The sequence below is a fragment of the Geobacter anodireducens genome, assembly GCA_001628815.1.
GTDB classification, from domain to species: Bacteria; Desulfobacterota; Desulfuromonadia; order Geobacterales; family Geobacteraceae; genus Geobacter; species Geobacter anodireducens.
In genome coordinates this window covers 1,015,808-1,035,958 of sequence record CP014963.1, presented here as the reverse complement: position 1 = coordinate 1,035,958, position 20,151 = coordinate 1,015,808, and the positions used below count along the sequence as shown (strand labels likewise).

The following is a 20,151-nucleotide window of genomic DNA, read 5'->3' as shown; positions in this document are numbered from 1 at the left end:
CTCACCTTCGGGCGCCCTGACGGCGCGGCAACGCCGTCAGGCAAGCACCCGCTTGAGGGCCTTGCGCGTCCGCCGCAGCCCCCGCTCGACCCCTTTGAGCCCCGTATCGGCCAGGCCGGCCAGGCGTTTTTCGGCCTTGGCGAGCCCCTTGCCGGCCCGCTTCACCCGGCGACCGATCTTCCCTTCCACTTTTTCCAGGGTCGTCACCACCTTGAGGAACTCCTTTTCCACCCGGCGGGCCGTCTTCTTTTCCAGTTCATCGGCAAAGCGCTCCCGCACCGAGCGGGCGATTCCCTCCACCTGATCCCGCAGGTCAGTGCCGCAGCCTTCAGCTCTTCCACGCGCCGGTCCCGGTCCTCCGCCCTTCCCTTGGCCAGTTCGGCGGCCTGGGCAACAATGGCGGCGACCGAACGGGGATTCATCCCCTTGATGGCCCTGAGCCCCTCCTCGCCGGCCGCGGCGATCTTCTCGAAGGTGTCATGCCCCGCCTCGGCCAACCGCTTGGCCAGCACCTCGCCGATGCCGCGAATTTTCTGCAGTTCCTTCTGGATGTCCGTCATTCCTCTCTCCTTCCTCAAGACATGCTGTCAGGGCAGCGTGCGCGTCTTCTCTCCCTTGTGGACTACCCAGCGCAATCGCGCAGTCCCCGTGGCCGGATCCAGTTCCAGGGCCACGACCATACCCTTGCGCAGCGGCACCGCCTCGGGCTGTCCCAGCAAATCGGCCACCACCCGGCCCACGTCGGGCTCGTGCCCCACGATGGCCACATGGCGGGCTCCGGGCCGGTCGGCCAGCAGCCGGGCAAGCCCCTCCCGGTCGAAACCGGGGGCGAGCTCCCGGGAAACCGCCAGTTCCCCGCCGTAGTCCAGGCCGGCGGCGAGTAGTTCCGCCGTCTGCACGGCACGGACCAGGGGACTGGTGACGATCAGGTCGGGAGACGTGCGCCGCCGGGCAATGACCCGGACGCTGGCGGCAAAGGAAGCCCGGCCCCGCGGCGTGAGCCAGCGGTCCTCCTCGGCGATCGCCGGAGCGCGTTCCACGGCCTCGGCATGGCGCACCACGAGCAGTTTCATATCACCTCCGGCACAGCGAGCAGTCCGGCTCCGCAAAAGAGTAAAGCACAGCATGCAGCGTTTTCAATGAGAACTTCCGCACAAAGCAACGAACAGGCAAAAATTTTACGCGCTTGTAACAATCGGGGGCAACGGACCGGCAGCCTTGGTCATTGACACACTCCGCGCCGATAGGTATCCTCATGCCATGGAAAATCGCGACGAATCCAGCAATGGGTGGGAATCCCTCTGTGCGCGGTGCGGTCTCTGCTGCTTCGAAAAAATCGAGGATGAGAACGGCACCGTCTTCTTCACCGCAACCCCTTGCCGCTATCTGGACGTGACCACCCGCCAGTGCGTCATCTACGACAAACGGTTCGACATCAATCCCGAGTGCGTCAAGCTGACCGAGGAGCTGGTGAGGACGCTCCCCTGGCTCCATGACGGCTGCGCCTACCGCAAGGCGCTGGGGGTGCGGCTGTCAAAGGTCAGAATGAACGGACGGAACAAGGGGAACAGGGGCTGAGCCGGAGGCGCGCCCGCACAACGCACGTTGGAACGAACAGGGAAGGGAGTTTTCAAGCAATGGGACGTGACGGCAGCAAGGTAGTTAGTCTGGAGGATGAGCGCACCCGCCGCGCCATGGCCGGGAAAGCGACGGGCCCCGATGCGGTGGCAACGCCTGGAGTCCCCGGCGGTGCCACCGCCTGGAAGCAGATGAACGCCCTCCTCGCCGACCCCCGCGCCCGGGAGGTGGTGCGCGCGTTGCCTGAGCAGCAGTTTTACCGGATACTGACCGAGGTGGGGATGACCGACGCCGTGGAGTTCTGGGAACTGGCGTCGCCGCAGCAGCGGATGTTCATCCTGGACATGGAGCTCTGGGACTCGTGGAATTTTTCCGAGGAGAAATCGCACCAGTGGCTCAACCACCTGCTGGAAGCGGGCGAAGAGGCCGTACTGGAGCAACTGCCCCACATGGACACGGAACTCCTCATTCTCATGTTCAAGAAGGAGATCATCGTCGGCGGCGGCATCGGCGACCTGGTGTCCGACGAAGAACGGGTGGCCGACTGGGACCACAGCTTCGACAACGTCTACTTCATAACCTTCCGCAACGCCGAACGGGCCCGCGCCGTGGGAAGCTTCATCGACATCGTCTTCCGCAACGACCGGGAGCTCTACCTGGGGCTCATGGAGGGGATCAAGGGGGAGCTGGAGAGTGAGCTGGAAGAGCTCGCCTACCGCTTCCGCTCGGGCCGGCTCGCCGACCTGGGGTTCCCCGAGCTGGAGGATGCCCTTACCATCTATGCCCGGCTCTCTCCCGACAATTTCATCCCCTCTGCCGAAAAGCGGCTGGACCTGGCCCCGGGCATAACCGGCCTTCCCATGCCGGCGGGATACGAGGAGTCGTTCCTCAACCGCGCCCTGGCCCTGGTGGAGAGTCCGGTGGACCAGGAGCTCACCGCCCTCGTCAACAGCGCCCTGGTGGCCGACGGCACCGCCCTCCGCTCCCGCGAGGGAATGGAGGCGATCTTCCGGCGGGTTCACGGCTACCTCTCCATCGCCCTGGAATACCTGTCAGAGGGCGACGTGGAGCGGGCCGCCGCGATCATTGGCCGGGAATACCTCTCCCGCCTCTTCCGGCTCGGCTTCGGCATGGTCATGGAGCTGCGCAAGCGCCACGAGTCGCTGGCGGTCGGCGATTACGCCACCGGCAGGGTGCTGGAGGGGCTCCGGTCCACGCCGCCCCGCTTCTACCGGGCCCTGGACCCGGACGGCATCGACGGCTTCCGGGAATTCCGGGGAGTCGACGACATCCGCCGGATCGACGAACTGCTGGCCCGCCATGGGGACCCGGCATGAGCGGTCCGAGCCACACCGGCGAAGAGGACCTGCGCTGCCGCGTGCAGGAACTGGAGCACCGGGTTGCCGAGCTCACCGAGGCCCTTGACGCGTCAAACCGCGAACTGCAGACCTTCAGCTACTCGGTCTCCCACGATCTGCGCGCCCCCCTGACCATCATCGACGGCTTTGCCCGGGCACTCATGGAGGACTGCGCCGAACAACTCGATTCCCAAGGGCAGGACTATCTCAGGCGGATCCGGATCGCCAGCCAGCGGATGGGCAACCTCATCAACGGGCTGCTGAACCTTTCCCGCATCGCCCGCGAACCGCTCTGCCCCGATACCGCCAACCTGAGCGAGATGGTGCGGACCATCGAGATGGAACTCAGGTACCTGTACCCCGAGCGCAACGTTCTGTTCACCATCGAGGACGGGGTTACGGCGCAGGGAGACCGCCGGATGCTCCGGGCGGTGATGGACAACCTGCTGCGCAATGCCTGGAAATTCTCGGTCGCCCGCGATCCCGCCCACATCACCTTCGGTGCCTGCGCCCAGGAGGGGAAAACGGTATATTTCGTGAAAGACGATGGTGCCGGCTTCGACATGGCCTTTGCCGACCGCCTGTTCATCCCCTTCCAGCGGATGCACCAGGGCAAAGAATTCGAAGGGACGGGCATCGGCCTTGCCACGGCCCACCAGATCATCCGGCGCCACGGCGGCAGAATATGGGCCGAGGCGGCACCCGGCGCGGGAGCGACGTTTTACTTCACACTGAATTAGGGATTTCAGGACACATCGGCGAGAGGCAGCCCCCATGACCCTTCCCTTCTTCACCATCAGGATCAAGCTCATCTTCATCATTGGGTTCTTCCTGGTGCCGATGGCCGTCCTCTCCATCTACAACCACTACGAAATCCTCGAGCGGGAAATCGATGACCTGAAAGGCCGCAACTTCTCGGCTGCCACGCACGTGGCCGTGGAAGTGGACCGGCTGATCACCGAAACCACCGGCGTCCTGCGGGTCCTTTCACGCCACCCCGTGGTCGCCGCCCACGAGCCGGCGGCCATGGACCGGCTCTTCGCTGAACTGCTCCCCTCCTATCCCATGAGGCTCAACATCCTGGCCGCAGACATGGCCGGCAACAACGTGGGCTCGGCTGTCTTCTCCCCCACCGTGCACGCCCTGAGCTACAACGACAAGGAATGGTACCGGCGGGCGCGCGAGGGAGCGTACATCGTCGGCGACCTCCACACGTCCAAGCTCTTCAAGCGGCCGACAGTGATGATAGCCGGTCCCGTCTTTGACGATCGCTCCCGCCAGGTGGGGGTCGTGGGCATCCCCATCGACCTGAACGCCATTTCGACCTACCTGGGCACTTCGACCCGCCGCCTTGCCGACAACAGCGACATCCTGGTGCTGGACCGCAGGGGGGGCATCCTGATAGACACCCGCTCACCGGAGCGGATCGGACGCAACATCGCCGAAACCGCCCTCAAGTGCCCCGAGGAGGCGCTCACCTCCGGCTTCACCACGGTCTGCCGGGGCAGCGACGGAATCGAGCGGATCATCAGCGTGGCCAACGTGGGAAGCCACGGCTGGCACGCCCTGGTTTCCATGCCTCTTTCCGAGGCCCGCAGCTTCGCGCTCCTGGTGAGCCGCAAGGCCCTGTCCGCAGCCCTGATCGCGGGAATCATCGCCATGTTTCCGGCCGTCAGGCTCGTCAGGTCCATCCTCGGCAGCCTGCGGGAGCTGGTCGCCGCCATGGGCGAGGTCGAACGGGGCAACCTGACCTACAAACTCCATTTTTCAGCCCGGGACGAACTGGAAACCATCGCCTCATCGTTCAACGCCATGGCCCGGCGGCTGAGGGCCAGCGAAGAGACCCTCACGGCCCTCAACGCCGACCTGGAAGAGCGGGTTCACCAGCGCACCGCCGACCTGGAGGTCATGAACCGGGAACTGGAATCGTTCAGCTATTCGGTTTCCCATGACCTGCGGGCCCCCCTGCGCCATCTGGCGGGATTCAGCGAAGCCCTGCTCGAAGACTACGCGGACCGGCTCGACGGGAACGGCCGGCACTGCCTGGAGCGGATCAACGGGGCCAGCCGGCGCCTCTCGCAGATGATCGACGCCATGCTGGAACTCTCGCGCCTCAGCAGGGGCCAGGTACAGCGGGAGCGGATCGACCTGGGCGCCATGGCCCGCGACATCCTGGACGAGTTGCGCGGTGCCGAGCCGCAGCGGCGGGTGACGGTGAAGATTCACGACGCGATGAAGGCTGAGGGGGATGCGCGGCTGGTGCGGGTGGTGATGGAGAATCTGGTGGGCAACGCCTGGAAGTACAGCCGCACGCGGCGGGATGAGGCCCTGATCGAGGTCGGCACCCGGCGGGAGGAGGAAGGGCCCGTCCACTACGTGCGCGACAATGGCGTCGGGTTCGACATGACTTACGCGGACCGGCTTTTCGCCCCCTTCCAGCGGTTGCACCGGGAAGAGGAATTCGAGGGGACCGGCGTGGGGCTCGCCACGGTCCAGCGGATCGTCCACCGGCACGGCGGGAGGGTGTGGGCCGAGGCAACCCCCGGCGAAGGGGCAACCTTCTTCTTTACCTTGGGGACCTGACCGTAACTGATGTTTCAGCAGATCGGGAGTTATGGCGAGGGTAGCGCCGGGCTCCGTGGAGAACGGTACGATTGAAGACCGGCAAACACGGCGTGAAGGCGGGATGCGAAACCGGAACGATCAGTTACGGGCAGGTTCTGGGATGACTCCCCGCACCCCGTCGGCCTCCACGCCGGTCACCCGCACCATGACCTCGCCCGCAGGGGGGGGCGTCGCCGTCTCGATCCGCACCGTGATGTAGTTGCGCGACAGCCCCGTCACCTCTTTCCCCCGGCCGTTCAGCACCAGCACCGGCAGGTCCCGCCCCATGAAGCACCGGTGAAAGGCCTCCCGCTTCCGGTCGGACAGCGCCCGCAGGACCTCGGCACGCTCCCGCACAATTTTGCCGTCCACCTGGCCGGGCATGCGGGCCGCGGGTGTTCCCTGGCGCCGCGAAAAGGGAAAGACGTGGAGATGGGCGATGGGGAGCCCCTCCAGCAGGGCCAGGGTGGCGGCGAACTCCTCGTCCGTCTCGCCGGGGAAGCCGGCAATCACGTCGCAGCCAATGCAGATGTCCGGCACCGCCGCAGCCAGCCGTTCCACCCGCTCCCGGAAAAACGCGGCCGTGTAGCGGCGGTTCATCCGCTCCAGCACGCTGTCAGAGCCGCTCTGGAGCGGAATGTGCAGATGGGGGCAGATGACGGGCGACCGGGCCATGAGGCCGATGAGACCGTCGGAGATCTCGTGGGGTTCCACCGACCCGACGCGCAGACGCGGCACCAGCGCCTCGGCGTCGGCGGCAGCCAGCAGGTCGAGAAGGCTCGCGGGGGGCTCCAGGTCGGCGCCGTAGGCCCCCAGGTGGATGCCGGTCAGCACCACCTCACGGAATCCCTGGCCGGCAAAGGTGCCGATCCCCTCCAGCACGTCCCGGAAGGGGACGCTGCGGCTCCGCCCCCGGGCATGGGGCACGATGCAGTAGGAGCAGAAGGCGTCGCAGCCGTTCTGCACCTGGAGGAACGCCCGGGTATGCTCCGCAAAGCTCTCCAGCCCCAGGGCCTCAGCGGTCCGCTGCCGGGAGATGTCCGACACCAGGATCTTTTCCGCCGGCACCGCATCCCGCAGCAGCCCGGCGATCCCCTTCTTCTCGCTGTTCCCCACCACCAGCGACACGCCGGGCAGCTCACCCACCGCGTCGGGCGCCACCTGGGCATAGCAGCCGGTCACCACCACCCGGGCAGCCGGGTTCCTGCGCATGGCCCGGCGGATGAGCCGCCGCGACTCCGCGTCGGTCCGGGCCGTGACCGTGCAGGTGTTGATGACGTAGATGTCCGCCTCGTCCTCGAAGGGAACCAGTTGAAACCCCTCCCGATCGAGGCTTTCGGTCATGGCAGCCGATTCGAACTGGTTGATCTTGCAACCGAGGGTGGTGATGGCAACCCGCTGCATCACAGCCGCCCCTCGATCCAGCCGCCGCCCAGGACCTCGTCGTCGAGGTAAAAGACCACCGCCTGTCCCGGGGTCACCGACTTCTCGGGCTGCCGGAACCGGACGTCGGCACTGCCGTCGGCACGCACGGCAACCGTGCACGGCACCGGCTGGTGGCGGTAGCGGATCTTGCACGAGGCCTCCACGGTCTGACCTTGGGGGGGCACGACCCAGGTCACCCCGGTTGCCGTGAGCCCCGTGGCCAGAAGCTCTTCGGCCGGGCCGACGATCACCTGCCGCCGCTCCGCATCGACCCCCACCACGTAGAGGGGAGTCGGGTGGGCGATGCCCAGCCCCCGGCGCTGCCCCACCGTGTAGCGGTAGGTTCCCCCGTGGCGGCCCAGGACATTCCCGTCGCGGTCCACGATCTCGCCGGCCATGAGCCCCGCTCCCCGCTCATCCTCCAGGAACCGGACGTAGTCGTCGTCCGGGACGAAGCAGATCTCCTGGCTCTCCCCCTTCTCGGCCACCCGCAGCCCCCGCTCCGCCGCCAGGCGCCGTACCTGCTCCTTGGTCATCTCCCCCAGGGGGAACAGGGTCCGGGCAAGCTGGTCCTGGGTCAGGGTAAAGAGGAAATAGCTCTGGTCCTTGGCCGGGTCCACTCCCCGCAACAGGTGGTAGAGGCCGTCCTCTCCCCGGACCCGGCGGGCGTAGTGGCCCGTGGCCAGGAAGTCGGCGTCCAGTTCCCGGGCCTTGTGGAGCAGGAGCTCGAACTTGACCCGCTGGTTGCACCGGACGCAGGGGTTCGGCGTCCGCCCCCGGAAATACTCGTCCACGAAATCGTCGATCACCAGCCGCCGGAACTCCTCCTCGAAATTCACCACATAGAAGGGGATGCCGATCTGCTCCGCCACCCGGCGGGCGTCGTGGATGTCGTCCAGGGAGCAGCAGGTGTCGAACTTCTCCCCCTCGGCGGCGGTGAAATTCGCATAGTCCCAGACCTGCATGGAGATGCCGATGACCTCGTGCCCCTCTTCCTTCAGAAGCGCCGCCGCCACCGACGAGTCGACCCCGCCGCTCATGGCGATGACGATGCGCTGCCTATGCTTCTCTGCCATCTCCACCCCGCTTCACCCGTTCGACGATCTCCGGCAGCACCGCCAGCACCCGGTCGATCTCCTGGTCCGTATTTCCCTGCCCCAATGAAAAGCGCACGGCCCCGCCGGCCTCCTGCGGAGACAGCCCCATGGCGGCCAGCACCGGCGAATGCCGCAGGGTGCCGGAACTGCACGCGGCCCCTGACGACACGGCGATCCCGGCCAGGTCCAGGGCCATGAGCAGCGTGTCCGCGGTCACACCTTCAAAGGTGATGTTGCTGGTATTGGGCAGCCGGAACTGTCGATGGCCGTTCACCCGCGCGCCGGGCACCCGGCCGAGGATTCCCTCCTCCAGCCGGTCCCGCAGGCGGCGGACCCGCACGGTCCCGTCGGCCAGGGATTTCCGCGCCAGCCGGCACGCGTGGCCAAAGCCCACGATGCCGGCCACGTTCTCGGTGCCGGCGCGGCGATTGCGCTCCTGGGAGCCGCCGTGCACCAGCGGATGGCAGGTTGTGCCGCGCCGGATCACCAGCGCCCCCACCCCCTTGGGGCCGTAAACCTTGTGGGCCGAGAGCGCCATGAGCGACGCGCCCGTGGTGCGGAACTCCAGGGGAACCTTGCCCGCGGCCTGGACCGCGTCGCAGTGGAAGGGAATCCGGTGCCGCCGGGCGATCTCGCCGATTTCCGCCACCGGCAGCAGTACGCCGGTCTCGTTGTTGGCGTACATGGCCGTGACGAGAATGGTCCGCTCCGTGATGGCCTCCTCCACCCGCGCCGGGTCCAGGAGGCGTCCCGGTCCACGTCGAGCCAGGTCACCTCGTATCCGTCGTGCTCCAGGTAGCGGCAGGAATTGGCCACGGCCGGATGCTCCACCCGGGTGGCGATGATGTGGTTGCCCCGCTTCCGGAGGGACGAGGCCACCCCTTTCACGGCCATGTTGTCGGCCTCGGAGCCCGACCCGGTGAAAACCACCTCACCCGGCTCGCAGCCCGCCAGCTCGGCCACCGCCTCCCGGGCCTCTTCCACGGCCCCCTTCACGGCCCGGCCGGCCCAGTGGATGCTGGACGGATTGCCGAACCGCTCCCCCAGAAACGGCAACAACGCCTCAACCACCAAGGGGTGCGTCGGCGTCGTGGCGTTGTGGTCCAGATAGATCAGCGGGACGCTGCCCGCAGGGGCTTCACTCATTGATCCCCACTCTCGCCGGATCGCCGGCGGGCGTCGCGCACCAGGTCCTCCAGGGTGATGGAGTCCAGGAACGTCCTGATCCGCTCGCCGAGCATCTCCCAGACCGAATGGGTGGTGCATGCCGCAGTGCGGGTACAGCGCCCCTTCCCCTTGTCCATGCAGGAGACCGGCGTCAGCGGCTCTTCCACCGTGGCCACGATTTCGCCCACCAGGATGGCCGAGCTCTCGCGGGCCAGCAGGTAGCCCCCGCCGGCCCGCGCACGCTCTCCACGATGCTGCCGCGGCGCAGGCGGTTGAAGAGTTGCTCCAGATAGTTGAGCGGAATGTCCTCCCGCTGGGCGATATCCCGCAGGGCCACGGGCTTCCCCTCCGAGTGGAGCGACAGATCGACCATGGCCCGCACCGCGTACTGGGCGCGCGTCGACAGTCTCATGGACTAATTCCCCCCATCCAGGCGACGCTTCAGCGCCTCGTGCTCGGCGGCCAGCTCGCCGTACTTGCGCTCCAGTTCCCGGATCTGTTCGAAAAGACAGGAAATGGCCTTGGCTTCCGGGTCGGGCAGCTTGCCGTGCTCGAAATCGGACTTGTCCTTCGGCTTCTCCGCGGCCATGACCACCCGGCCGGGGATGCCCACCACGGTGGCATTGGCCGGGACCTCCTTCACCACCACCGAATTGGAGCCGATCTTGGCCCCCTCGCCCACGGTGAACGGACCCAGGACCTTGGCGCCGGAACCGATGACCGCGTTGCTCTCCACGGTGGGGTGCCGCTTCTTCTTTTCCAGGCTGACCCCGCCGAGGGTCACCCCGTGATAGATGGTCACGTCGTCGCCGATCTCGGCTGTCTCGCCGATCACCACCCCCATGCCGTGGTCGATGAAGAGGCGCCGGCCGATGGTCGCTCCCGGATGAATCTCGATGCCGGTGAGAAACCGTCCCAGGTGGGAAATGAGGCGTCCCAGGAAATGAAAATCGCTCCGCCAGAGCCAGTTCGCCAGCCGGTGGAACCAGATGGCGTGCAGCCCCGCATAGCAACAGAGCACTTCCAGCGTGCTGCGGGCGGCAGGGTCGCGGTCGAGCACCGATTGAATATCCTCGCGCAGTCGTGCAAACATCGGCAGTTCCTTCCGGGGATCATGGTCCCCACGCGGATTGGAAAAAAAGGATGCCCGACACGGCGCAACAGGCATCCTTACATTACGGATATTTGACCAGTAACATACCCTACAATTTTTGTCAACTTCTAGCGAATTCCTCCTCCCCATCACGAAAGGGTCAACTCTCCCTTTCCCAGCGCTCAATGGCCACGGACGCCCTGAAACCCAGGAGCCCCGGCTCCCGGGCCAGCCGCCGCAGGATCGCCAGGGAGCGGGGTGCATCGTGGGAGAGCGAATAGACCGCGGCCATGCCCGCCGCGGCACCGGTGCCGCGCTCTGCGGCGTCCAGCAGCCCGGCGCGCCCCGCCGCGCCGAAGGCGGCAATCTCCCGGTAGAGACGGGCCAGCATCGCCGCGTGGCGGTCCGTCCGCGCCGCGTCCATGGCCTCCAGGGCCTCCCCGTGGGCGGTGGCCGCCGCGGTAAAACGGCGGATCAGTAGTGACAGGCGCTGCTCTTCCATTCTCATCCTTTCCCGCTCAGAGCGCGGTCATGCCAGGGACAGCACCTGCTCCAGGGCCGTCTTTTCCTCCACGGGCCGGTCCATGAGCGAGGTCCGGATCGCGGCAAAGGCCTCCACGTTGGCCAGGAAGACGTCCAGCAGACGGGGGTCGAAAAACGACGCCCGCCCGTCCCCCATGACAGAGAGGACCTCATCGAAGGGCAGTGCCGGCTTGTAGGGGCGCTCCGAGCAGAGGGCGTCGAACACATCGACGATCATGACGATGCGGCCGAAGATGTGGATATCTTCCCCGGCCAGGCCGCTGGGGTAGCCGGTGCCGTCCCACTTTTCGTGGTGCTGGAGGGCCACGGTCCGTCCCATCTCCAGGGATGAGTACCGCTCGGCGTTGGCAAGGATCTTGCCGCCTATGACCGTGTGGAGGCGCATGATCTCCATCTCCTCGTCCGTGAGCCGGCCGGGCTTGAGGAGGATCCGGTCCGGGATGCCGAGCTTGCCCACGTCGTGGAGGGGGGCAGCGTAGCGGAGCACCTCGCACTGGTCAGCGGGCAACCCGCTCAAGCGGCCGAGCTCCCGGGCCATCTCGCTGATCCGGCGCGTGTGCATGCCGGTTTCCACGTCGCGGAATTCGGCGGCCCGGCCGAGGCGCAGCGTTATCTCGTACTCTGCCTCCCGGGCCATTGCCAGGGCGTTCCTGACCTCGGCGGTCTTGCGGGCCACCTCCCGCTCCAGGATGCCGTTCACGTCCTGGGACAGGTCCACCAGCTTCTTGGTGCGGACGTGGTTCATCACCCGCAGGCGCAACTCCTCCATGTCGTAGGGCTTGGCGAGAAAATCGTTGGCCCCCAGCCGCAGGGTCCGGGTCACTTCGTCCTTGCTGGCCGTGAGCACGATGACGGGGATGTCGCACCACAGAGGGTGCTTCTTGAGGGTGGCGAGCGTCGCGAACCCGTTCAGCTCGGGCATTTCCAGATCGAGCAGAATGAGGTCGATGGCGGAGTTCGCCTCCAGCACCCGGAGAGCTTCCAGGCCGTTCCGCGCCGGGACGGACGTTGCCAGCCCGTCGAGCATGACCGAAAGCATCTCCCGGTTTATCTCTTCATCATCTACCACAAGGACCGAGATTGAATCCAGCATGATCTATATCTCCGCTTCGCGTACAAACGCGTCGTATTCGACGGCAAGGGGCTGAAGCAGGGCAACCGCCTCGTCCAGCCGTCCGTTGATGGCAGCGTCCTCAATGAGCCGGGCCAGGGCGAGCACGCGCTGCGCGCCGATATTGCCGGCAGCTCCGACAATGGCGTGGGCACCCAGCCGGACCCCCGCGGCATCCCGTTTCTCCACGGCATCCCGCAGCTTGCCGAGATTCTTTTCCGTCCCCTCCCGGAACATCCCCACGAATTTCGGGACCAGCTCGCCCTTGCCCCGGAGCCGCGCCAGCAAACCCTGCCGGTCGAACACCGGCGTGGCATCCTCCCCGGATTTCTCTGGAGCGGGGCTCTGCCCTTCGCCCGCGGTCTCGAACGCGCCCTCGACCCCGCAGCAGGAGTGAACCGCCCGGACCAGTTCTTCGGCCGTGAAGGGCTTTGTCACATAGCCGTCCATGCCGGCGGACAGGCACTGCTCCCGGTCCTGTTGCCCGGCATAGGCGGTCAGCGCCAGGATGGGGGTCCGTCGGCCGGTGTCCCGCTCCCGGCCCCGAATCCGGCGAACGGTTTCGAACCCGTCCATGACCGGCATCTGCACGTCCATCAGCACGAGGTCGAACTGGGAGGCGTCAAGGGCCCTCAGGGCCTCCTCGCCGTCGGCGGCCTGCGTCACCCGGTGCCCCATCCGGCCGAGAATGGCGCTGACGAGCATCCGGTTGACCTCCACGTCGTCGGCCACCAGGATGCTGAGGCCGGGGCCGCTGCCGGGCTGCGCCGGCGGGTCGTGCGCCTCGGACGGTTCCTCCCCGGCCAGTGCCGAGACGACCGCCTCCCCGACGTCGCCGTGCACGAGCGGCTTGAGCAGGCATCTCGCCCTCCCCGGCCAGAGGCGGCTCTCCTTCTCGACCATGTCGCCCACCTCGGTCATCAGAATCAGCCTCAACTCCGTGCCGACGCCTTCGGTCAGGCGACCGACCGCCTCCTGCCAGCCGGCGCCCAGGGACTTCTTGTCCACCAGGGCCACCAGGGGCTCACCGGCAGCGGCCGGCATGCCGGCGGCGATCTCCCGGGCCTCGTCCACGGTGGCCGCCACCCGGGGCTCCATGCCCCAGCCGGTCAGGTAGGAGAGGAGTACCCGGCGGCTGCGCGTGGGCGCCTCGACCACCAGCACGGGCCGCCCGGCAAGCCCCTGATCGGCAAGGCGATCCGGTTCGGGCGGCCGGAGTTGGAACCGGCAGGTGAAGAAAAACGTGCTCCCCTGCCCCGGGGCGCTCTCGACCCGGACATCTCCCCCCATGAGCTGTACGATCCTGCGGGAGATGGCCAGGCCGAGGCCGGTGCCGCCGAAGCGCTTGGCAGTGGATGAATCGGCCTGCTCGAACACGTTGAAGATCCGGTCCAGCGCCTCCGGCGCGATCCCGCACCCCTGGTCCGAAACCGAAAACCGGAGGAGCACTTCGTCCCCCTCGGCTGCCGCCGTTTCCACCGCCACCACGACCTCGCCGCCATCGGAGAACTTGATGGCGTTGCCCACCAGGTTCACCAGGACCTGGCGCAGCTTCCCGCAATCGCCGATGAGGGGGTCAATCACATCTTCCCGGGGGTCGCAGACGAGTTCCACCCCCTTCTCGGCCGCCCGGGCGGACAGGGACCGCACCGCCTGGCCCATGACGGTGCGCAGGTAAAAGGGCGCCGGGTCCAGTTCCACCTTCCCCGCCTCTATCTTGGAGAAATCGAGGATATCCCCGATGACCCCCATGAGGCAGTCGGCGGACCCCTTGATCGCGCCGAGGTACTGGTGCTGCTGCGAGGGACTCAGCCCGCCGCCGAGCAGGAGGTCGGTCATCCCCATGATGCCGTTCAGGGGGGTCCTGATCTCGTGGCTCATGTTGGCGAGGAAATCGCTCTTGGCACGGCTGGCGCCTTCCGCCTGCTCCCGGGCCGCGGCCAGGTCGCGGGTCCGCTCCTGCACCCGCTGCTCCAGCGAGGCCAGGGTGTCCCGCACCATGGAATACAGCTCCGTGCTCTCCAGGGAGTGGGCGCAGGTGTGCATGATGACCGACACGGCGTTGAGGGTTGCCGCATCGGGCGAATGGGAACTGCCCGGGAGAATGCCTGCGAACATGCCGCGGATCCGGGAGCGGGTGGCGACCACGTGCAGCAGCAGGGACCGGTCGTCGGCCAGGGGGACGAGGATGGCCTGGTTCCGGTTCAGGGCCCAGGCAAAGGTGCCGTCCACGATCTTGGCGTCGATGATGCGCTGGATTTCGTCACGCCCCCCGTCCGGCTCCCAGGAGGCAAGCTCGAAGCTGCCGTCGTCGCCCGAGATGAGAAATCCGGTCATGCGGCAGTCGAGGACCCGGCGGAGCTGGGTCAGGGTGGCCCGGAAGATTTCCTGGGAGTCCCTTGCGCGGCCCAGGTCGCTGTGGAACATGCTGCTGGAGGCCAGCATGTCGAGGATCGACAAGTAGCGATGGTTGGCTTCTTCCAGGTAATTGACGCGCTCCAGCAGGAAGGCGCGGGATGGGGCGGCGGCCTTCGATCTCATTTATCCCTCCACGAGGATGGCGAACGTTTCCTCTACCTGGGGCTCGGACTGCTTCACGATTGTCGGCAGGATCGACACCGGCACGCCGAGGCGGTCCCAGGCCGAAGGATCCAGGAGAGGCACCCCCCCCTCGCCGCTGGCCCCGTACCCGAGGGCCTGGCAGATGATGTCGGCCAGGTGGATGATCGACACCTCCAGCGAGAAGTGCTCCGCCTTGCGGGGCTCGTGGTGATAGGAAACCGGCTCGTTGATGGTGGCCGGAATCTTCCACGCGCGCAGCAGCGCACCGCCCAGGGCGGCGTGGTCGAAGCCGAGCGCGTCCCGTTCGGTGGCATCCAGGAACCGGGACTCGGACCGGTTCCGGGCCAGCACGTCACTGACCGTCCCGGGGATGGCGGTGCACATGACCAACTGGCCCACGTCGTGGAGGATGCCCGCCACGAAGAACCGCTCCACGTTGCTTTCGCGGAGGTAGATCGCCAGGTTGCGGGCCACGATGCCGCAGGCGATGCTGTGCCGCCAGAACAGCACCATGTCCATCAGCTCCCGGGGGATATCCTTGAAGACGTCCATCACCGAGGCCGCCAGGGCCAGGTCCCGCAGTTGCTGGGTGCCGATGATCGTCACCGCCTTCGAGATGGAGTCGACCTTGGAGAAAAAGCCGAACATGGGACTGTTGGCGAGTTTCAGGATGCGCGCGGTCAGCCCCTGATCGTCGATGATGATCCGGGCCACATCGTCGATGGAGCTGCGGGGGTGGCTGATCGTCTCGTTGAGCCGCTCGTAGAAATAGGGGAGCGAGTAGACCGTCCGCGTCCGGTCCACCAGCCGCTCCACGGTTATGTCGCGGTCATGGGTTGCCATGGATGACCTTTCTCAGGGCGGCAAGGCGCAGCAGCTCGCGCATCACCGGATGCTCCATGTCGTTTTCCCCGAACAGGGGCCTGAGCTCTGCCTCGGCGGCCTCCATCAGAGCCGGCGGGAACTCGGATGGCAGGGTGGAGCTCAAGCTGTCGCTTTCCCCCCCCAGGATGTCGGCTTCGGTCACGCCCCAGGTCATCAGGATGACGATACGCTTGCGGTCCAGCTCCACCCCCGCCCCCAGCAGCAGCCTCCCGGTGCGGTCGTGGACGTCCGCGGCTAGGACCATTCCCTCTTCCAGGTTGTCAGTCGGCACTATTCCCACGGTTCAGGCTCCCCGGCACCGGCATCCCCTCTCCGGCGCCCGCGAATTGATGCGTTCCGTCCGTAGCATACCACGGCTTGGCCTGATCAGCACAGGCGGGAAGTGTCGCCGAGCTGCCCCAGCTCGCGGGGCGTCAGCATCTTCTCCGGGTCCAGCATCACCAGCAGTTTCTCCCCCTGGTCGATTACGCCGACGATGTACTCCTGCTCGCCGCCTGAGCTGAGCAACGCGGGCGACGGCTGAATCCGGCTGCCGGCGATCCGGATCACTTCCGACACGGCATCCACCCGGAATCCCAGCAGGGCATCCCCCACTCCCATGACCACGATCCGGGTCCGGTTGTCGCTCTCCGCATCCGCCAGGCCGAACTTGTCGCGCAGGGAGATGATCGGGATCACCCGCCCCCGCAGGTTGATGATCCCGTCCACGTAAGGCGGGGCCTCGGGCACCTGGGTTATGCTGCTCATCCGGATGATCTCGCGGACCTTGAGGACGTCCACTCCATACTCCTCGCGATCGACCGTGAAGCTGACCAACTGGATCAGTTCATCTCTCGAGCCGGTCGAGATATTCGTTGCCAGTGCGTGTGCCATGATTTCCTCCGTGCGTTTCGCGGCGGGAACGCTCAGGCCAGCCTGAAGCGTCCCATAGGGGTTTGCAGGTCCTGGGCCTGCCGGGCCAGTTGTGCGGCGGCATCGGCCGTCTCTTCGGCCCCCTGGGCGGTCTGGTGCACCACCTCGGTGATCTGCTGGATATTGCCGGTCACCTCGCCGGTGGTTGCGGTCTGCTCCTCGGCGGCCGTGGCGATCTGCCCCACCTGCATGCTCACCTCGTTCACCTGGTCCAGTATCTGCCGGAGCGCCGTTTCCAATCGGGCCGCCTCCAGGGCGCCCTGTTCCGTACCGCGCACCCCCTCCTCCATGGAGACGATGGCCGTCTTGGTTTCCTGCTGGATGGCCCGGATCATCTCGCCGATCTCCTTGGTGGCCCGGGTGGTCCGCTCGGCCAGGGCCCTCACCTCGTCGGCCACCACGGCGAAGCCGCGGCCCTGTTCGCCGGCCCGGGCCGCCTCGATGGCGGCGTTCAGGGCCAGCAGGTTGGTCTGGTCGGCAATGTCCTCGATGGTGCCCACGATGTCGCCGATCTGTTCGGAGCGCTCTCCCAGCGATGCCACGAGCTGCGCGTTCTGGCGCGTGCCTTCCCCGCGGGAGCGAATCCCTTCCACGGTGTGCCTGACCACGTCGAACCCCTGGCGGGTGGTGGCGGCCACCTGCTCGGCGCTGCCGGCGGCGGCATGGCAGTTGGTCGCGATGTCCTGGCTGGTGGCCGACATCTCCTCGCTGGCGGTGGCCACGGTGCCTGCCTGGGAGGCCACTTCCTCGGTGCCGGTGGCGATCTGCTCGGAGGTGGCGTGGAGCTGGGACGAGGCGGACGCAATGCCGGCGGAGATGGTTGCGGTCTGGGTCACCATCTCCCGCAGGCTCTGCACCATGTGCTGCATGGCCGTCAGCAGCCGGCCCGTCTCGTCCGTGGAGGTGGCGCCAACGTCAACCGTCAGGTCGCCGTCCGCCAGGCGGTTGGCCACGTCCACCGCCCGGCTCAGCGGAGTGGTGATCATCCGGGAAATGAGCAGGCCGAGCCCGATGGCCAGAATCACACCCACCGCCGACAGCACCGCCATCACCGTAAAGGCGGTCGCGGCAACGTGCTCGTTGCTCTCGGCGGTCAGCTTTGCCTGCGCCTGCTTGGCGTCGACCAGCTTGCTGAGCAGTTCCTGGTAATGCAGTGCCGCTTTCCTGGCGTCACCGTGGAGCAGCGCCTTTGCCTCGGTCATCTTCTTCGCGCTGTTCAGTTCCATGATGTTGTCGATGTACCCCCCATAGACCTTGCGGGCCTCCTTGTAGTCGTTGAACAGTTTGCGCCCGTCTTCGGTCAGGATGGTTTTCTCGAAACCGTCCTGATGCACTGAGATGGCCTCCCGCAATTTCCTGATCGTTTCCAGATAATCGGCCCGCGCTGCCGGGTCGGTTGCCTCGACCGCGTCGCGCAGGTTGATCCTGACCCGCTGGAAGGCCACCGACATCTCCGTCAGATCGTGCATGGGCATGGTGATCATTTCATACAGTTTCCGGTCGTCGTTCTGGATTTTGCGGATTTCCACGGAGCCGATGAAACCGACTACGGCGGCAATCGCGGCAACGGCGCCGAACGCGGTTACGAGTTTGGTTCCTACCCTCATATTTGCCAACCATTTCATAACAATGTCTCCTTTTTGTGTTCTGGCGCTTGATACTGATTACTGGTTCGATCCAGAACCGGAACTGTCCGGCTCGGCGGGGGAAAAGCGCTTGATGCTCCTGTCGAGTTGCCCCGCCAGTTGTTCGAGCAGATCAAAGTAATCCTGGCTCACGGCCCGGAGTTCTTCGCTGCTGAGCCGATATCCTTCTTCCCGGCAGGCATCGGCCAGCGAAACCATTGCCCGCTGCCGGAACCCGTCGTCGGTCAACAGACGACCAAGGAATTTTTCAACTGCCTCTTGCGTCACGGGCACCCTCCTCGTACTGTCCTCACGGGGACAGTGGAACAATTGTTACCCGTTATTCAGCAGACAGGATGCCAATTCAGACAATCATGCAATTTCAACATGTTATACTGAGCAACACCAGAAGAAGCGTCCCCCTGGGGGACAGAGTGGGGCAAAATGGAACAGTGGGGGATGAGGGGGTGCTGCAGGGGGAGCGCTGCGCGGGATCAGCCCCGGTAGAATGCCTTGCGGTCGATCCTGAGGAGCTGGGCCGCCCTGGACTTGTTGCCGCCGCAGCGCTCCAGGGTGATGGCCATGATCCGCTCGGTGAGGGCATGGAGCGACAACTGGTCAACGGGCAGCGCCAGGGCGTACTGCACCGTGTCGGGCGCCGGGCCGGCAGATGCTTCCCGGGCAGGGGCTCCGGCCGTGCCGAACCCCAGGTGTTCGGGCCGGATCAGCTCGCCGTCGGTCAGGATCGCGGCGCGCTCCAGGCAGTTGCGCAACTCCCGCACATTGCCCGGCCAGCCGTGGGCCAGCATGGCGTCCATGGCCTTCTGGGAGATGCCGGGCAGCGGCTTGCCCAGGTGCTGCCGCAACTGGTCGAGGACATGCTCGCACAGGAGCGGGATGTCGTCCGTGCGCTCCCGCAGCGGCGGGATGACCAGGGGAAACACGTTGATCCGGTGGTAGAGGTCTTCGCGGAAGCGGCCGGCCGCCACCATGTCGGCCAGGTTACGGTTGGTGGCCACGATGACCCGGCAATCCGTTGAGATTGAGGTATTGCTGCCGATCTTTTCGAACACCCGCTCCTGGAGGACCCTCAGCAGCTTGGCCTGGAGCGGCAGGGGCATGTCGCCGATCTCGTCCAGCAGGAGCGTGCCGCCGCGGGCCAGGCTGAACTTCCCCTCCCGGTCCCGGTCGGCGCCGGTGAAGGCCCCCCGCACGTGGCCGAACAGCTCGCTCTCCAGCAGGTGCTCGGGCACGGCCGCGCAGTTGACCGCCACGAACCCGGCGGGCAGCCCCTTGCCGGCAAAGTGGATGGCCCGCGCCAGCACCTCCTTGCCCGAGCCGCTTTCGCCGTAGACGGCCACCGTGGTCTGCCGCGCCGCCGCCACCCTGGCGGCCAGCTCCAGCAGCTTCTTCATGGCCGGATTCACCGTAACGATGCTCTGGAAGGTGAACCGCTCGCGGAGCAGCCCCGTGATCTGCTCGTTCTCGCGGACCACGTGGTGATAGTCCAGGGCCCGCTGGAGCGTGATCCGCAGCACCTCGGGATTGAAGGGCTTTGCCAGGTAGTCGTAGGCGCCCCGTCGCATGGCCTCCACGGCGCTCTCCACGCTCCCCCGGGCCGTGACCACGATGACCGGCACCTTCGGGTAGCGTTCCTTCACCCGGGCCAGCAGCTCCAGCCCGTCCATCCCCTCCATGATCAGGTCGGAGATGATCAGGTCCACATGCTCCCGCTCCAGCAGCGCCAGCGCCTGCGCGCCGCTGGCCGCGGTCAGGGGGGCGAATCCCCCATCGGCCAGCAGGTTCTCCAGCATCAGGAGAGAAAGCCCGTCATCGTCGACGGCAAGAATGTTCGGAGCGGTCATGGGCTGGTGATCCTCATTCCGGCAAAATGGACATACCATAGAGCATATCGGACAATTCACCCCGGGACTTGAGGTGATAACAGCGCAAGTATCAGCCCCTATGCACACCGGCAACCCGGCAAAAACATTTTGACAACATTTTTTAACCGACTCTTATTTACAGGCCCCAACCCGGTGATACACTGTGAGCTAACAGGCCGATATACCGACGTTCACAATTCAATCGGGGGAATCAGGGTACAGGTGTGACGGATGGACCTCCGGCATGCGCCCGGGGGTCGCCAGCCATGGATGGAGACGGAAATGGCACCTCTTCTCGATGATCC

Annotated in this window: 16 protein-coding genes and 4 pseudogenes; 4 read left to right on the top strand and 16 right to left on the bottom strand. The window is 66.3% G+C overall.

Going from position 1 to position 20,151, the window contains the following annotated elements:
• Positions 1–36: 36 nt before the first annotated feature.
• A pseudogene (locus tag A2G06_04830) lies at positions 37–560 on the bottom strand (DNA-binding protein).
• Between the two features lie 27 nt (positions 561–587).
• On the bottom strand, positions 588–1,073 hold the full coding sequence (locus tag A2G06_04825; GenBank protein ANA39788.1) for a protein phosphatase: 486 nt from the start codon (positions 1,071–1,073) through the stop codon (positions 588–590).
• A gap of 187 nt (positions 1,074–1,260) precedes the next feature.
• Here A2G06_04825 and A2G06_04820 point away from each other — a divergent pair, with 187 nt between their 5' ends.
• Genes A2G06_04820 through A2G06_04805 form a run of 4 tightly spaced genes read left to right on the top strand, consistent with a single transcriptional unit; the run spans position 1,261 to position 5,519 of the window.
• The gene (locus A2G06_04820; GenBank protein ANA39787.1) at positions 1,261–1,578 is read left to right on the top strand and encodes a hypothetical protein; all 318 of its coding nucleotides are present in this window, start codon (positions 1,261–1,263) and stop codon (positions 1,576–1,578) included.
• A 59-nt stretch (positions 1,579–1,637) separates the two neighbouring features.
• Positions 1,638–2,915: a hypothetical protein gene (locus tag A2G06_04815; GenBank protein ANA39786.1), complete on the top strand. Its 1,278-nt coding sequence runs from the start codon at positions 1,638–1,640 to the stop codon at positions 2,913–2,915.
• On the top strand, positions 2,912–3,676 hold the full coding sequence (locus A2G06_04810; GenBank protein ANA39785.1) for a histidine kinase: 765 nt from the start codon (positions 2,912–2,914) through the stop codon (positions 3,674–3,676). Before A2G06_04815 ends, A2G06_04810 begins: the two co-directional genes overlap by 4 nt.
• Before the next feature lie 34 nt (positions 3,677–3,710).
• On the top strand, positions 3,711–5,519 hold the full coding sequence (locus A2G06_04805) for a histidine kinase (GenBank protein ID ANA39784.1): 1,809 nt from the start codon (positions 3,711–3,713) through the stop codon (positions 5,517–5,519).
• Positions 5,520–5,639: 120 nt separating this feature from the next.
• Here A2G06_04805 and A2G06_04800 read toward each other — a convergent pair whose 3' ends face one another.
• From A2G06_04800 to A2G06_04735, 14 genes and pseudogenes are all read right to left on the bottom strand, one after another.
• On the bottom strand, positions 5,640–6,944 hold the full coding sequence (locus tag A2G06_04800; GenBank protein ANA39783.1) for a tRNA (N(6)-L-threonylcarbamoyladenosine(37)-C(2))-methylthiotransferase MtaB: 1,305 nt from the start codon (positions 6,942–6,944) through the stop codon (positions 5,640–5,642).
• A complete protein-coding gene (locus tag A2G06_04795) occupies positions 6,944–8,041 on the bottom strand; it encodes a tRNA 2-thiouridine(34) synthase MnmA (protein ID ANA39782.1) in 1,098 nt (365 codons plus the stop codon). The genes A2G06_04800 and A2G06_04795 overlap by 1 nt, the downstream gene beginning before the upstream one ends.
• Positions 8,025–9,208, bottom strand: a pseudogene (locus A2G06_04790) (cysteine desulfurase NifS). Before A2G06_04790 ends, A2G06_04795 begins: the two are co-directional and overlap by 17 nt.
• A pseudogene (locus A2G06_04785) lies at positions 9,205–9,641 on the bottom strand (transcriptional regulator). Before A2G06_04785 ends, A2G06_04790 begins: the two co-directional pseudogenes overlap by 4 nt.
• Before the next feature lie 3 nt (positions 9,642–9,644).
• Entirely contained in the window at positions 9,645–10,322 is a 678-nt protein-coding gene (locus A2G06_04780; protein ID ANA39781.1) for a serine acetyltransferase, read from the bottom strand.
• Between the two features lie 149 nt (positions 10,323–10,471).
• Positions 10,472–10,824 (bottom strand): annotated as a pseudogene (locus A2G06_04775) (hypothetical protein).
• A 27-nt stretch (positions 10,825–10,851) separates the two neighbouring features.
• Complete coding sequence (locus tag A2G06_04770; protein ANA39780.1) at positions 10,852–11,958, bottom strand: two-component system response regulator; 1,107 nt, start codon at positions 11,956–11,958, stop codon at positions 10,852–10,854.
• Between the two features lie 3 nt (positions 11,959–11,961).
• Positions 11,962–14,517 carry a hybrid sensor histidine kinase/response regulator gene (locus tag A2G06_04765; GenBank protein ID ANA39779.1) on the bottom strand — a complete coding sequence of 852 codons (2,556 nt, stop codon included), beginning with the start codon at positions 14,515–14,517 and terminating at the stop codon, positions 11,962–11,964.
• Positions 14,518–15,381: an HD family phosphohydrolase gene (locus tag A2G06_04760; protein ANA39778.1), complete on the bottom strand. Its 864-nt coding sequence runs from the start codon at positions 15,379–15,381 to the stop codon at positions 14,518–14,520.
• A complete protein-coding gene (locus A2G06_04755; GenBank protein ID ANA39777.1) occupies positions 15,368–15,703 on the bottom strand; it encodes a hypothetical protein in 336 nt (111 codons plus the stop codon). Before A2G06_04755 ends, A2G06_04760 begins: the two co-directional genes overlap by 14 nt.
• Positions 15,704–15,789: 86 nt before the next feature.
• A complete protein-coding gene (locus A2G06_04750) occupies positions 15,790–16,296 on the bottom strand; it encodes a chemotaxis protein CheW (protein ID ANA39776.1) in 507 nt (168 codons plus the stop codon).
• A 32-nt stretch (positions 16,297–16,328) separates the two neighbouring features.
• Positions 16,329–17,960, bottom strand: coding sequence for a chemotaxis protein (locus tag A2G06_04745; GenBank protein ANA39775.1), 1,632 nt, complete (start codon positions 17,958–17,960; stop codon positions 16,329–16,331).
• 39 nt (positions 17,961–17,999) lie between these two features.
• A complete protein-coding gene (locus A2G06_04740; GenBank protein ID ANA39774.1) occupies positions 18,000–18,248 on the bottom strand; it encodes a hypothetical protein in 249 nt (82 codons plus the stop codon).
• Positions 18,249–18,454: 206 nt separating this feature from the next.
• Positions 18,455–19,825 (bottom strand): Fis family transcriptional regulator, encoded by a 1,371-nt coding sequence (locus A2G06_04735; GenBank protein ANA39773.1) that lies wholly within the window; start codon positions 19,823–19,825, stop codon positions 18,455–18,457.
• Positions 19,826–20,151 lie beyond the last annotated feature (326 nt).

Excerpts from the sequence above, each read along its gene's own strand:
- A2G06_04825 (ANA39788.1), bottom strand. The coding sequence starts at position 1,073 with ATGAAACTGCTCGTGGTGCGCCATGCCGAGGCCGTGGAACGCGCTCCG.
- A2G06_04820 (ANA39787.1), top strand. The coding sequence starts at position 1,261 with ATGGAAAATCGCGACGAATCCAGCAATGGGTGGGAATCCCTCTGTGCG.
- A2G06_04815 (ANA39786.1), top strand. The coding sequence starts at position 1,638 with ATGGGACGTGACGGCAGCAAGGTAGTTAGTCTGGAGGATGAGCGCACC.
- A2G06_04810 (ANA39785.1), top strand. The coding sequence starts at position 2,912 with ATGAGCGGTCCGAGCCACACCGGCGAAGAGGACCTGCGCTGCCGCGTG.
- A2G06_04805 (ANA39784.1), top strand. The coding sequence starts at position 3,711 with ATGACCCTTCCCTTCTTCACCATCAGGATCAAGCTCATCTTCATCATT.
- A2G06_04800 (ANA39783.1), bottom strand. The coding sequence starts at position 6,944 with ATGCAGCGGGTTGCCATCACCACCCTCGGTTGCAAGATCAACCAGTTC.
- A2G06_04795 (ANA39782.1), bottom strand. The coding sequence starts at position 8,041 with ATGGCAGAGAAGCATAGGCAGCGCATCGTCATCGCCATGAGCGGCGGG.
- A2G06_04780 (ANA39781.1), bottom strand. The coding sequence starts at position 10,322 with ATGTTTGCACGACTGCGCGAGGATATTCAATCGGTGCTCGACCGCGAC.
- A2G06_04770 (ANA39780.1), bottom strand. The coding sequence starts at position 11,958 with ATGCTGGATTCAATCTCGGTCCTTGTGGTAGATGATGAAGAGATAAAC.
- A2G06_04765 (ANA39779.1), bottom strand. The coding sequence starts at position 14,517 with ATGAGATCGAAGGCCGCCGCCCCATCCCGCGCCTTCCTGCTGGAGCGC.
- A2G06_04760 (ANA39778.1), bottom strand. The coding sequence starts at position 15,381 with ATGGCAACCCATGACCGCGACATAACCGTGGAGCGGCTGGTGGACCGG.
- A2G06_04750 (ANA39776.1), bottom strand. The coding sequence starts at position 16,296 with ATGGCACACGCACTGGCAACGAATATCTCGACCGGCTCGAGAGATGAA.
- A2G06_04745 (ANA39775.1), bottom strand. The coding sequence starts at position 17,960 with ATGAAATGGTTGGCAAATATGAGGGTAGGAACCAAACTCGTAACCGCG.
- A2G06_04735 (ANA39773.1), bottom strand. The coding sequence starts at position 19,825 with ATGACCGCTCCGAACATTCTTGCCGTCGACGATGACGGGCTTTCTCTC.